The organism is Flavitalea flava, assembly GCF_054461575.1.
Genome location: NZ_JBTLQH010000006.1, coordinates 137,051 through 150,070, shown reverse-complemented (window position 1 = coordinate 150,070; position 13,020 = coordinate 137,051). Strand labels below are relative to the sequence as shown.

The 13,020-nt window shown below is 46.1% G+C and carries 9 protein-coding genes; 4 read left to right on the top strand and 5 right to left on the bottom strand.

Annotated features, from left to right (window positions below; genetic code table 11):
* Positions 1 to 204 precede the first annotated feature (204 nt).
* The 3 genes from ACX0G9_RS08505 to ACX0G9_RS08495 all read left to right on the top strand — a co-directional run bounded on the left by ACX0G9_RS08505 (position 205) and on the right by ACX0G9_RS08495 (position 4,476).
* Positions 205 to 2,400 carry a GumC family protein gene (locus ACX0G9_RS08505; protein WP_459064457.1) on the top strand — a complete coding sequence of 732 codons (2,196 nt, stop codon included), beginning with the start codon at positions 205 to 207 and terminating at the stop codon, positions 2,398 to 2,400.
* A gap of 9 nt (positions 2,401 to 2,409) precedes the next feature.
* Entirely contained in the window at positions 2,410 to 3,246 is an 837-nt protein-coding gene (locus ACX0G9_RS08500; RefSeq protein WP_459064456.1) for a TolC family protein, read from the top strand.
* Between the two features lie 93 nt (positions 3,247 to 3,339).
* Positions 3,340 to 4,476 (top strand): acyltransferase family protein, encoded by a 1,137-nt coding sequence (locus ACX0G9_RS08495; RefSeq protein ID WP_459064455.1) that lies wholly within the window; start codon positions 3,340 to 3,342, stop codon positions 4,474 to 4,476.
* Positions 4,477 to 4,483: 7 nt separating this feature from the next.
* On the opposite strand, the gene ACX0G9_RS08490 is transcribed toward ACX0G9_RS08495, so the two are convergent.
* The 5 genes from ACX0G9_RS08490 to ACX0G9_RS08470 all read right to left on the bottom strand — a co-directional run bounded on the left by ACX0G9_RS08490 (position 4,484) and on the right by ACX0G9_RS08470 (position 11,533).
* On the bottom strand, positions 4,484 to 5,806 hold the full coding sequence (locus ACX0G9_RS08490) for a sugar MFS transporter (protein ID WP_459064454.1): 1,323 nt from the start codon (positions 5,804 to 5,806) through the stop codon (positions 4,484 to 4,486).
* Positions 5,807 to 5,899: 93 nt separating this feature from the next.
* Positions 5,900 to 7,114, bottom strand: coding sequence for a glycosyltransferase family 2 protein (locus ACX0G9_RS08485; RefSeq protein ID WP_459064453.1), 1,215 nt, complete (start codon positions 7,112 to 7,114; stop codon positions 5,900 to 5,902).
* Positions 7,115 to 7,143: 29 nt separating this feature from the next.
* Positions 7,144 to 8,295 (bottom strand): glycosyltransferase, encoded by a 1,152-nt coding sequence (locus ACX0G9_RS08480; protein ID WP_459064452.1) that lies wholly within the window; start codon positions 8,293 to 8,295, stop codon positions 7,144 to 7,146.
* Between the two features lie 48 nt (positions 8,296 to 8,343).
* Positions 8,344 to 10,056, bottom strand: a complete 1,713-nt coding sequence (locus ACX0G9_RS08475; RefSeq protein WP_459064451.1) for a hypothetical protein — start codon at positions 10,054 to 10,056, stop codon at positions 8,344 to 8,346.
* On the bottom strand, positions 10,028 to 11,533 hold the full coding sequence (locus ACX0G9_RS08470) for an O-antigen ligase family protein (protein ID WP_459064450.1): 1,506 nt from the start codon (positions 11,531 to 11,533) through the stop codon (positions 10,028 to 10,030). Before ACX0G9_RS08470 ends, ACX0G9_RS08475 begins: the two co-directional genes overlap by 29 nt.
* A 249-nt stretch (positions 11,534 to 11,782) precedes the next feature.
* On the opposite strand from ACX0G9_RS08470, the gene ACX0G9_RS08465 reads away from it, so the two are divergent.
* A complete protein-coding gene (locus tag ACX0G9_RS08465) occupies positions 11,783 to 13,018 on the top strand; it encodes a glycosyltransferase family 2 protein (RefSeq protein WP_459064449.1) in 1,236 nt (411 codons plus the stop codon).
* The last annotated feature ends 2 nt before the right edge of the window (positions 13,019 to 13,020 follow it).

Here is a 13,020-nt window from a genome sequence, read left to right as displayed (position 1 = left end):
GGCCTGTTGGGGAAGCTTTGGGCTGAGCTCACGAACCGGCTTCCTCCGGTTTAGGTAATAATTACCCTCCTTTTTCGTTAATTATCAGCTATATTCGGGTTTTTCACTATTTAATGGCCGGGAAGAAGGGCCACCCTTTTCCGAACCGTTTTTAAGTGTTAACTTCGTGCAATTTTTAAGACTAAATTTGCGAAAATCAAGTAAATGGACCTTGTCTACCTCTTTCGGGTTATCCTAAAAAGGAAATGGATCATCATTGGATCTGCAATACTTGCAGCCATAATCGCCTGGTTTTTAACCAGGAATGAGGCTAAAAGTTATCGTTCTTCTGCACGTATTTCCACTGGCTTTGCCGTTCCTGATGAAATTAAAGTAAATGAGACTAATTTTAATATGTTCGATGCGGAGGTCCGTTTTAATAACGCTATCAATACCTGGACTTCGCCTTCGGTGATCAGCCTTTTGTCCTATGAGCTGATCCTGCACGATATGAACAGCCAGACGCCGTTCCGCCGGGTAAATCCCGCTATCAAACAGTCTCCCTTTTATAAAAGTATCAATTCCGATCAGGCCCGGAAAGTCTTTACGGATAAGCTGGAGACCATGAGCGTGCTCACCTCCTACAAACCGGAAGAAAAGGACCTGCTGGAATTCCTGAATATGTACAGTTATGGTTTCAAAAGCCTGATCAATTATTTCCAGATCTACCAGGTACCACGGACGGATTATATACAGATTGACTGTACCACCGAAAACCCCGAGTTATCGGCTTTTATCGTCAACAATCTTTACAAACAATTTATCCGTTATTACCGGAGTATAAGAAGTTCCAAGTCGCAGGAGTCCATCGATACCCTCCAAAGTATCATGGAAAAGAAGAAACAGGACTGGGAAGAAAAGAATAAACTTTTGCGTGGCGAAGGCAGCGTAAACGCTACCACCGAGAACGCCAGTAAACTGGATCTGATCGCGGAGTTCGAAAAAGCGCTGAATGACGAAAAGAACAAACAAACGGATGACTATTATACGCTGCGCAAGATCAACCAGAAACTGGGCAACCTCGGTGTAGATATAAAATCACCCGATCCCGGCAATTCCAACAACAATGAGGAACTGATTCTGGCCCGCAATGCCATGAACGCCGCCTACGTAGATTATCTGAAAAGCAATGCAGATAAAGCGCTGTTGAGTAAATACAATCAACTGAAGTCTGAATACGAAGCCAAATATTCCAAATCCAATCCGGCTATCGAGAGCGTTCCCAACAACAAAAATGAACTGTTGGAAAAAAAGAACGATGTCCAGATAGATATCGAGGCCAGCGCAGAGAAGGCAAAAGCGTTGGAATCCAAGATCAACGCCTTAAAGGCCAATGTTTCCTCCACCTCTTCCAAGGGCGCCAATATCGAAACGCTCATGGAAGAAATGAAACTGACGGAAAAAGATTATTTCGATGCCAAACAGAAGTATAACAATGCCCTCGATATGGGTTCCTCTGCCGCCAATAATTTCCGGCAGTTACAGATTGCTCAGCCGGCCATAGAGCCCGAGCCCTCCAAAAGAAAGGTCATCGTAGGCATGGCCGGGGTTGTCACTTTCCTGTCAGCTATCCTGATCATTGTTCTGCTGACTTATCTGGATTCCTCGATAAAGACACCGACGATCTTTTCAAAAACGGTGAATCTGAAATTGATCAGCATGGTTAATTTCATGAACCTGAAGAATCACAAATTAAAGGATATCATTACCGGTCCTCCGAATGAGAAGGACCAGGAAGAACACAAACGGAACAATGTTTTCCGGGAATCCATCCGCAAACTCCGTTATGAGATCGAGACCACCGGCAAAAAGATCTTTCTTTTTACCAGTACCAAAAAAGGGCAGGGTAAGACAACCCTTATCCAGGCGCTTTCCTACAGCATGAGTCTCAGTAAAAAGCGGATATTGATCATCGATACGAATTTCTGTAATAATGACCTTACCGTACAGCTGAATGCAGACCCTGTCCTGGAAAAGATCACCACGGATAACGGCAAATCCTTCGTCGACAAGATCAAGTTCTTTTACAAGGATATCGGAGTAGGCAGTGTTTTTGTCATTGGTTCCGAAGGGGGTGATTATACACCTTCAGAAATCCTGCCGCGTGAGAATTTATTAAAACATCTTGACCTGCTGGCCTCGGAGTTCGATTATATCTTTTTGGAAGGGCCGCCCTTGAACGACTTTTCCGATAGCAAAGAATTGGTTCGTTACGTGGATGGCGTGGTGGCTATATTTTCAGCCAACCATATCGTCAAACAGATCGACAAGGAATCGATCGCCTTTTTTAAAGAGCTGAACGGGAAGTTCTGCGGATCGGTATTGAATATGATTGACCTGGAAAATGTAAACGTCATATAACAATATAACATGAATCGACATTTAACCCTGGTAACCCTTACTTTTTCAACCTTATTATCTTTTCAGTTCCAAATGGCTTCGGCCCAAACCACCGGAGGAAAGCCCAAGACGGCCAATCCGCCTGTAGCCCAGCCCCAGGCTTCTGCCCCGGTGCCGGCAGCGGCTGTCAAAACGAATGCCAATTCGGAGCAGGCCTTTATGAAAACATATACGGAAGTACCGGATACCGCCATCGAGAACCGCCTGGTGGAACTGGCCCTGGCCGGACCCGATGTAAGGGCAAGCAATCACCAGAACAAGATCAGTGAGCTGGATCTGAAAAAGGCCAAAGGAACCTGGCTGAACCTCCTTACGATCTCCGGTAATTACAATGATCAGACCTTTGCCAAACAGGCTGCGCCTATAAATGGCCAGACGGCTGTAGTCTATCCAAAATTCTTTTTTGGCATTACTATTCCGCTCGGGATCATTTTCTCCCAGAGCACCCTGGTCAAACAGGCACGTGAATCCGTGGCTTATGGTAAGGAACAACAGGAAATCCAGTTCCGTAAGATCAGGGCCGACATATTATCGAAATACAAACAATATAAGAATGCCACGGCTGTGCTGGAAATGCAGAGCGAAATGATCAATGACGTGCTGGCTAATTCAGCCCAGGCAGAATCGGCCTTCAAGAAAGGCTCTATAAGCGTGGACGTATACATCAGCGCACAAAAGGTCCGTAATGATGAAATGGCCAAAAATATGAACCTCAAATTGCAGCAGGACCTGATCAAACTGGAACTGGAAAGGATCATCGGTGTACCGCTGGAAGAAGTTCTCCATCCTGGCCGAAACTCCAGATAGACGGTTTATCCGGTTTCCTCAAACAATATCCCTGTTCTCTTAATCATTAATCTCTTAATCATTACCCTGATCAAAAACTACCCTGATCAACGTATGGAAGGCAATGCATCTTATATTCGAAGTTTGGATGGTGTTCGGGCCATTGCCATAATCCTGGTTATGACCTTCCATGCCGGGATACTGGACTTCGGATGGATCGGCGTACAGCTATTTTTTGTGTTGTCCGGTTTCCTGATCACCGGGATTCTTTGGAAGGAAAAAACCAAAGAAGGGTCCCTGGGTTTTAAGTTTAAAAAATTCTGGGTAAGACGTTCCCTGCGCATATTTCCCTTATATTATGCCTATTTGCTGATTTTCGGGGTCAGCTATCTTTTATTACATTTCCCACCGTATTTTATGAAGTTCTTCCCTTTCGCAGTTACCTATACGGCGAACTTCCCCCTTTTATTATTACATAGTATTGGTAACCCCCTGTTCAATCATTTATGGTCCTTATCCATCGAAGAACAGTTTTATTTACTTTTTCCGGTGATCATCTTATTAAGTCCAAAACCCCTTATAAAATTCTTGTTATGGGCCATATTATTTATTTCTCCCTTCCTGCGTTTTTTGGTGGGGGAATATTATAAGAGTAAAGGACTGCCTTCTCTCACGATAGCGGATGGGGTAAATTTTAATACCCTCTGCCAGTTGGACGCTTTTTGCATGGGGGGAATCATTCCTGTCCTTTCCCTCGACAAACGGGTAAAAAAACCCTGGACCCTTTTTGGAGCCATGGTAATCCTCGCACTGGGGGCCGGTCTGGCAGGTTACCTGCTAAGCCCCTCCCCTCTCCCTTATTTACTGGATCTGGGATATTATCATTATTTCACCAGCCAATACCAGCATATCTGGCAATATACCTGTCTGAACCTGGTGTTTGCATCCCTGATATTGGCCCTGGTTAGCGCCTACAGTACGCATAAGTTCCCTGTCACCCGGAAGATCCTCGAAAATAAATGGATGGTCAGTATAGGAAAAGTTTCCTATGGGATGTACCTGTTTCATTGGCTGATCTGGATCTATCTGTTCTACGATTTTTTCAGACCGCAGACCCTGCCATACAAAGCCCTGCTTTTTATTCCTTACGTCTTCCTGGTCTACCTGGTTTCACGGGTCAGCTACCGGTTTTATGAGGCGCCCTTTATCCGTCTTAAGGACCGTTTTTTTCCGCCGGCCGCAAAAAACTAAGTTTTTATCAGGCTGTCTGAAGAACTCCTGCCGTTTGGTTCTTTCCGATCTTATTTCCACTGATGGCGAAATACAGGATAAACAAATAACAGGGGATCATGATCCAGAAGGCTGTCTGGTATGCACGCGCTTCCGAATAGGCCTTTTCGAGATGCAGATAACTGCCCAGGGAGGCCCATATTTTTGGAAGTACGGCGCCGCCGGCAATACCTACCACCAGTAAGGCAGCTCCGAATTTTGTGTATTTTCCTAATCCTTCGATAGCGAGGGGCCATATAGCCGGCCAGACCAGCGCATTAGCCAGACCAAGCAAGGCGATAAACAGAACAGATGTAAAACCGGAAGTAAAGATGGCTGCCATGGTAAACAATATACCAAGAATAGCCGAAGCTTTTAACGCAGTAGTCTGGGATATGATCTTGGGGATCGTGGCAATACCGATCACATAACCTACCAGCATGCTGATCATCGTATAGGTGGTAAAATGTTTGGCTTCATCCAGCCGTATGCCGATGGCATTGCCATATAATTGTATGATATCACCAGCCATGACTTCAACTCCTACATATAAGAAAAGAGTCACAAAACCCAGCCACAGATAAGGATAATTAAATACGCTGGGCCTGTTGGTTACGGAAGATCCTGCAACAGATTCATCTTCTCCTTCCGCCTTGATTTCCGGTAATTTGGAAAAATAAATACCAATACCCAGCAAGACTAAGACGACCGTAATGATCACATAGGGCATCACCACTTTCGAGGCCAGCAAATTCAATTCCGCCTCTTTCGATGCAAGATCCATCGTTGCCAGTTTCGCCTGGAGCAGATCCGAATCCTTAAGCATGATCGCTCCCAGGATAAGAGGGGCCAGGGCGCCTGCCGTCTTATTACAAATGCCCATGATACTTATTCGTTTGGCGGCGCTTTCGATCGGGCCAAGAATAGTAATATAAGGATTGGAAGCTGTTTGTAACAGGGCAAGACCTGTACCGATGACAAACAACCCCAGCAGGAACAGGGAAAATGTCCGTGACCCGGCTGCAGGGATAAAGATCAGAGCCCCAAGGGCCATGGTCAGCAAACCCAGCATCATTCCATTTTTAAAACCGGTTTTGCCCAAAACCCAGGAACAGGGGAAGGCCATAACCGCATAGGAAATATAAAAAGCAAAAGTGACCAATACGGCTTCCGAATTCGTTAGCTGACAAGCAATCTTCAGATAAGGGATCAGGGTGCTGTTAGCCCAGGTAATAAAACCGAATAAAAAAAAGAGGACGCCAATGATGATCAGCGGAAGGAAATTGTTTTGTTTGTTCTTTGCTTCAGGCATGTTAGTGTTGGTTTTGATTCTTTTACTTTTTATATTCTTTACTTGTACTCTTTACTTGTTATGCTCTTTATGTGTTATGCTCTTTACGTGTAGTTATCCTTTACCTGTTGTAATCTCCTGATTGGAAAATTCTTTTGGCGTATGAAGAAACCCTGTTTTGTTTTTTTTGATCCCCAACAGCGCTTTCATCATGGACAACATCAGGACCGGGATTTTTAAGAGGGCCTTCAGCGTTCCCAGGTTATAAAATACCGGGGGGATGGCAAGGGCCAGTGTGAGGAAGTACAAACCCACCACTCCCGTCCACCAGGGCCAGGATGGGGCCAGGATATTTGTGTGCAGCAGGATGTCCAGACCACAGACCACCAGCAGCAGACCAAAAAGAAGCATCAGGAGAAGGCGGGGCAGGAACAAACATTGAAAAACTTTATGCAGATAGAACTTTTCGGTAAAATGACCGCGCATATCACTGCTCAGAAAACGTTTCAGATGGTCGACCTGGGTAGCCAGCCAGCGGGTACGTTGTTTCTCGAATACTTCCTTACGCTGTACCTTCTCATCAAAGATATAGGCATCCTCAACATATTCCACTACGATCCCGTTTTTTACCAATTGGATATCCACTTCCCTGTCCTCTCCGGGATTATCCTGGATCTGCGGCAAAGCAAAGATCCCTTTCAACAGGTCATAATCGAAAGCCATTCCGGAACCGATCAATGCGCAGGAAAGACCGCATACCCGCTGCCCTTTCCGGAAAATGGTATTATTGATCTCTTCGCTTAACGCATCCAGGATCGCTACAGGCGTGTTTTTGTTTTTGGCGGTACGATGGCATTGAATTACTTTCCAACCGCTGCGCCAGGCATGATTGACCTTCTCGAGGGCATCCGGGGACATGACATTATCGGCATCCAGGATCATCGCCAGATCATAATAACCAGAGGGCAATTGGTTAAATGCCGCATGCAGGGATTTTGCTTTCATGCTTTTTTCAAAAACGACTTCCACCACATTCACCGGGATAGCTTTCAATTGAGCCACCGTCTCCGGCCGGAGTTTATCGGCAATGACCGTCACGCTGTAATGACCGGATGGATAAACCTGGTTCAGGGCCTGTCTGGCCGTATCCAGGATAATATTATCTTCCTTATAAGAGGGAATGATAACGGCAATCTTTGCCTTCTCCGGATAAGCCGTATATTTTTTCAGTTTTCCAAACCGCCCGGCAGCTGCCAACCCGAATAAATAGGCCATCGTAGACAGCAGGTAAACGAACAGTAGCAGGAAAAAAATGTGGACCAATATCATAAGCGCATTTAATAAATCTTAATTAATTATCACCCTCGTTTCAATAATCTCCGGTAAAGATCTTCGATTTTCCGCGCCATGCCGGTTGCATCGAATCTTTCTTCTACCGTACGGCGGCCCTGCAAGGCGAGCCGTTCCCTTTTTGCGGGATCATTCAGCAATTGCCGGATCCCTTTTTCCAATTCCTCTTCCAATCCGTTCAACGACACCAGCAAGCCATCCTTTCCATCGGTCACCACATCGATACAACCTTGTACATCCGTAGCAATCACGGCATTGTTCACCGCCATTGCCTCGATCAGACTTACCGGAAGACCTTCTTTGATCGAGGGCAGACAAAAAATATCCGAAGCGGCGAGAATGGCCGGTACGTCCCTTCTGAATCCCGGAAGCAGGATCTTATCCTCCATCCCCATTTCTTTTACCAGCGCACGGGCTTCTTCGCGGGCAGGACCATCCCCAACCAATACCAGGTAACTATCCGGAAAGTCTTTTTGGGTTTTTCCGAACGCCTTTATCAGGGCGATCGGATTTTTATCATGGATGAAACGGGCTACAAAACTGATAAGGACAGCATCTTCTTTTATTCCGAATTCCCTGCGAATGGATTCCCTCAGACCGGACATGGGATCTGAGCCCGTTCCCTTTTTTTCATAGACCGACAGATCCACGCCGTTATTGATCACTTCGCAATGGAAGGAACCGAACTGTTGGAGTCCTATCCGCTTATTGGATTCAGATACGGCAATATTTATTCCTGCCTTTGCTGTTAAGAATTTTTCTCCCAGGATCCGCAGTTTCCTTTTCCAGGACGGCAGATGATCGTGAAAAGACCAGCCGTGCACCGTATGCACTACGGGAATGGAAAGTTTATTGGCGGGATAGATAATATTGGACAGGGCCCTTGCCCCATGGGTATGGATGATATCTATTTTTTCTTCCTTCAAAATTTTCCGCATATCTTTCCATACGGTTACATTAAAAGGAAGCCGGGTATTTACGACATAGTTTTTTACGCCCGAGGCCGTCAGACGCGTGATCATTTCTCCATCAGACAGGGCTATGACGATGGGTTCGAAACGGTTCCTGTCCATTTTACTGATCAAGGTCAGCAAATGACTTTCTCCGCCTCCGATCTCTCCCTGCTGGATCACCTCCAACACCCTGATTTTATCATTCATCGGCTCTGGTTTTATAAATACACTAACCCTTTTAAATACACCACATCTTTATAAATACATTACCCCGATTCCGGAAGGTAAGCTTTTCTCAAAGTCTTCCAGTTTCGCCTTAAGTTCCGGCCCGTCTTTCGGATCGATCACATAAAAGGAAACCGTTTCTCCCCCGGTGATCACATTATCGTGAATTTGCCAGGTAGCCACTTTTTTCCAGCGGTGGATCAGTTCCGGATCGAACCACTCGTCATATATGATCGCCAGTTTCACCTGGTCCCTTCTGACCAGGCTGTCCAGGAAAGAGGGCGTCCAGTATTTGCCCTTTTTACTTTTGGCTATTTCCATACTTCCCAATCCCCAAAGATCAACCGTCCGGATACGTGAATAATAAGAGATGGCACCGATATCATTGGCTGCAACGGTAGCGGTGTCATAATATTTTTTCAGGAATTGCCCCATCTGGTATTGCTGTTGATAAATGTTGACACAGGCCTGGCGGGCGTTGGTAAAAGCAGCAGCACTCCGCAGCAGGAACGGAAAGAACAGGGCGAAGAACAACAGGACGGTGAACAAACAGGCGGGAAGAGATCTTTCTCTTTCGTCCGGCAATCCGCTCCGATGACCGGTCTCCGGATCGTTTTCTCTTCTTCTCCCCCCCGACCAGGTAAAAGACCGGGTAAAATTATAGAGCAGTACGAACAGGATAACAAAGGTGCAAAGGACCAGGTAGGCCTCATAACGATAGAACCATCCTGTTGCCGCCAAAGAAAGATGCAATACCGTACAACCACCCAGCAGGATCAGCATATACGAATAAGCAGGTTTTTTGCGGATCTGGTCGCGGAACAAAAGATAACCCAGCGGAATAAGGAGCAGCAGCCTTTGGGCAGCGAGCAGGCTAATGCCGGGCGGAGGAGTTCCCACCGCCCGGAACTGGGTCTTTACGACCGTTAATTTATTGATCAGGATATTATTGAAATAGCCGATGATCCCCGTGAACGAAAAGGGAATTCCTTCCGATTTTACGAGCACCGAATTCGGCAGGAAATAACTGCCATGCGCGATGGACCAGAGCCCGAAAAGAATCACAGGTAGTATAGCTATCCCTCCCAGTGTAAAAGCAAGTGCCCATTTCCGGTAGCAGGCCAGGAGAAGACAAGCAAAGGCGATGAGGAACAATCCCTCATAACGCACTGCAGTTACCAACAGGGCGTAACCAAACAGGGACAGGGGAAATTTTCCAGTTTTTCCGCCCTTTACGTCAGCTTCCAGCCAGGCCGAAAAGCCCGTCAGGAACAAAAAAATGAACAGGCATTGTAATACATGTTCCATCCCGCTGATGATAAGTACCGGAAGAGGCGTCAGCAATACCAGCAGTAAAAGGACAACCGCCCGGGCGGTCTGACCCATCCCCTGTTTGTCCAGCCATTTGTCCAGGGAAGCCAACAACAGGATCCCTGCCAGACAATTGATCAGGAACGGGATCAGCACCTGGACGGAAAATAATTTAAACAGGACCGAGAGCAGGACCGTATAGAACAGGGAGGAAGAAGCCGAAGCAAATTCGCCGGGGTTGATCCCCCAGGTTTGATTAAGAGCCAGGTTCCTGGCGATCTGCATATGTATGAACGGATCGTCGAGGGGATACATGAATACCCCTCCTGTTGCCTGCAGGATCCCTCTTTCTATCAGGAAGACGGAAAGGAAGGTCGCAAGCAAGGCGAGGGCCAGGGGAATATTAAGCAGGGAGTACTTTCTCTGCATCATGATCATAATATTTTAGCTTTAAGATGATAGCGACCATTGGATAATAGACCAACACATCCGTGATCCCTCCGATAGCTACCTGTGCGAATTCTGCTATATAAAAGGAAAAAAAACTGGTGGCGATGCCCATATAGAGCACCTTGATTTTTGGATCCTTCGCACTGAAAAATGCTTTTATCGCCGTGATCAGCGTAACACTATACAGGATACAGACGATCAACAGCCCTATCCATCCGGTTTCCGCCGCCCGCATGACATAACTGCTGTCCGGCTGAAAATTGGCCAGGTAATGTCCGGGTTGCGTATTATAGCCTGTAGCTCCTGTCGTACCCAGGCCACCTCCGATCGGATGACTGAGAATATAAGGTTGAATAAAGGCTCTGCTTAATACCCTTACTTTATAAGATTCATCTTTATCTCCTGAAAATGTCGTCCGGAACCGGGCAATCGTTTTATTTCCTTCGAAAGGCCCGTATAACAAGGCTACCATGACCAATCCCATGACCAATCCGAATACACGGGTGGATTTTTTATCGAAATTGAGAATGATAAAAAAACCCAGCCCTCCTACCGCAGTTGCATAAGCTGTCCGGGTCCCCGAATAGCCCATCGCCAGGATCATGATCACGCATCCGCAGATCATCAGCCATTTGGTGCGCGGTCTTTTTTCATTGATAGCGATGATCAGGTAAAATACGGCGCATACAGCCATTAAGATCCCAAAAGAAGAAGGATCGGACATGGTGGAGAATTTCCGGAACTCCCCATTGACGAAGATCAGCGCCAGTCCATGCTGGTCTGCCAGAATGAGATCGAGTTCAAAAGGAAAATATCCATGGACCTGCTGGAGGCAGCCGTATAAAGCGGTCAGGGTACAAAGGATGAACAGGTAGAAGATATATTTTCTTGTCTTTTCATAACTGTCAAAGACCGTATAGGCAGTAAAAAAAATGGCGATGTATCCCAGGAATTTCCGGATGGCGAGGATATCGGTTTCCTTCGACATGGAATTGGGGTTAAAGAACTCGATGGCATTGTAACATAAGGTGAAAAGGATAAAGATGACCAGGCGGCTTTTCATGAACTTGGCCGCATTTTCCTTGTATTCGATCCTGCGCATAAACACCCCGAGAAAGGTGGCTATCGCCATCCCGTCGAAAAGAATACCCACCGGCATCTGACCTTTAAAAAGAAGACGGTTTATAAAAAAAGCAAAAAATGAATAGGCAGCAATGATATAGAGCCCCGCCTGTGCATCCGACAGACAGATAATAACCACGAACAGCCCCAGGATCCCACCGAATAAACCCATTCCCGCCAAAAGATCGATGGCGGTCAGGTACCCGAACAAAAGACCCACCGCAAGCAGGAACAGGTAACCAAGCCAATTATTGAGTTTTTTTTGAAGGAAGGTCTGCTCACAAAACTCCAGGACCCGTCTGCTTATCTTTTTTTTGAAGCTTACTATGTTTCTCATAGAAAGGAGGTCACAAAAACAAAATTTTTATATACACGTATACCATCATGGAAACGGCAATTAAATACATGACTTTTTCATGAAAAGAGGCTTTTTCCTTCTGCATGATGAGAGATTAGGTGTATAACGGCTAAATTATTGAAAATATGCTAAAACAAGGTGATTATTATTGATTTATACCAATTCTGTGACTATTTTAGCCGGGCAATCGGATACATTATGTAAACTTTATATTTTTCGAATTTTCAGATGATGCTTTTCTGGCAATACCTTTTTATAATCAGTTGTTTTCTCGTCTTTTACAATTACGCGGGGTACGCCTTGATCGCTTACGCCGGTAACCGGATAAAAAAGCCGGCAAGGGGTACGAATGAATCCGGCTTTTTCCCAAAAGTCTCTTTTATGGTAGCGGCTTATAATGAGGCCGATTTTATAGAGAACAAGATCCTCAATTCGCTTCAGCAGAATTATCCGGGGCCCATAGAATTTTTATTCGTGACCGATGGTTCGGATGACGGCACTCCGGAGATCGTACAACGGATGAGCGCAACCTACCCAGCCTTACGATTGTTTCATCTGCCCGGACGAAAAGGTAAATCCGCAGCGATGGACAGGGCCGTTACCTTCGCTACCGGTGAGATCCTGATCTTCAGCGATGCAAATACCCTGTTGAACAAGGAAGCAACCTCCCGGATCGTCCGGCATTATGCGAATCCCCAGGTAGGTGGTGTGGCCGGGGAGAAAAAAGTGGTCAGCCGTTGGGAAAATGCAGGGATTACAAGGACGGGCCAGGCAACGATAGAAAATACAGAAGCCGGAACAGGGGAAGAAGTCGGTGCCGGGGAAGGGCTCTATTGGAAATATGAATCCTTTCTTAAAAAAATCGATTCCGATTTTTATTCGGTAGTCGGTGCTGCAGGGGAACTTTTTTCCTTGCGAAAAGATCTGTATGAGCCTTTGTCCGCTGATATCATTCTCGATGATTTTGTCCTTTCCCTGAAAGTGGCGCAAAAAGGATATCGTGTACGTTACGAACCCGATGCTTATGCCATGGAACTACCTTCTTTCTCACTCAGGGACGAGCAAAAACGAAAAGTGCGGATTGCGGCCGGAGGCTTTCAGTCGATTGTCCTGCTCAGCCCTCTTTTACTTTTCTGGCGGCAGCCCAGGTTGTCTTTCCTCTATATTTCACACAGAGTGCTCCGATGGGCGGTAACCCCATTCTGCCTGGTGATTGCCTTTGTTTCCAATCTCATTTTATGTCTTCAGCAGGGGCATTTTTTATACTATTTGTTTTTTGCCGCTCAACTGGCTTTTTACGGTATGGCGGCGCTGGCTGCCGGGATACCAGGCAAACAACCGAAAATTCTGAAACTCCCCTATTATTTTACGTTCATGAATATATCGGTAATATGGGGATTTTTCAGATTTTTGCGGGGCCGACAGTCGGCTGTCTGGGAAAAGGCCAAACGAACTCAAAATTAGTG

Coding starts and splice junctions, on each gene's coding strand:
- ACX0G9_RS08470 (WP_459064450.1), bottom strand. CDS start 11,533: ATGAGAAACATAGTAAGCTTCAAAAAAAAGATAAGCAGACGGGTCCTG.
- ACX0G9_RS08485 (WP_459064453.1), bottom strand. CDS start 7,114: ATGATATTGGTCCACATTTTTTTCCTGCTACTGTTCGTTTACCTGCTG.
- ACX0G9_RS08490 (WP_459064454.1), bottom strand. CDS start 5,806: ATGCCTGAAGCAAAGAACAAACAAAACAATTTCCTTCCGCTGATCATC.
- ACX0G9_RS08500 (WP_459064456.1), top strand. CDS start 2,410: ATGAATCGACATTTAACCCTGGTAACCCTTACTTTTTCAACCTTATTA.
- ACX0G9_RS08465 (WP_459064449.1), top strand. CDS start 11,783: ATGATGCTTTTCTGGCAATACCTTTTTATAATCAGTTGTTTTCTCGTC.
- ACX0G9_RS08475 (WP_459064451.1), bottom strand. CDS start 10,056: ATGATGCAGAGAAAGTACTCCCTGCTTAATATTCCCCTGGCCCTCGCC.
- ACX0G9_RS08495 (WP_459064455.1), top strand. CDS start 3,340: ATGGAAGGCAATGCATCTTATATTCGAAGTTTGGATGGTGTTCGGGCC.
- ACX0G9_RS08505 (WP_459064457.1), top strand. CDS start 205: ATGGACCTTGTCTACCTCTTTCGGGTTATCCTAAAAAGGAAATGGATC.
- ACX0G9_RS08480 (WP_459064452.1), bottom strand. CDS start 8,295: ATGAATGATAAAATCAGGGTGTTGGAGGTGATCCAGCAGGGAGAGATC.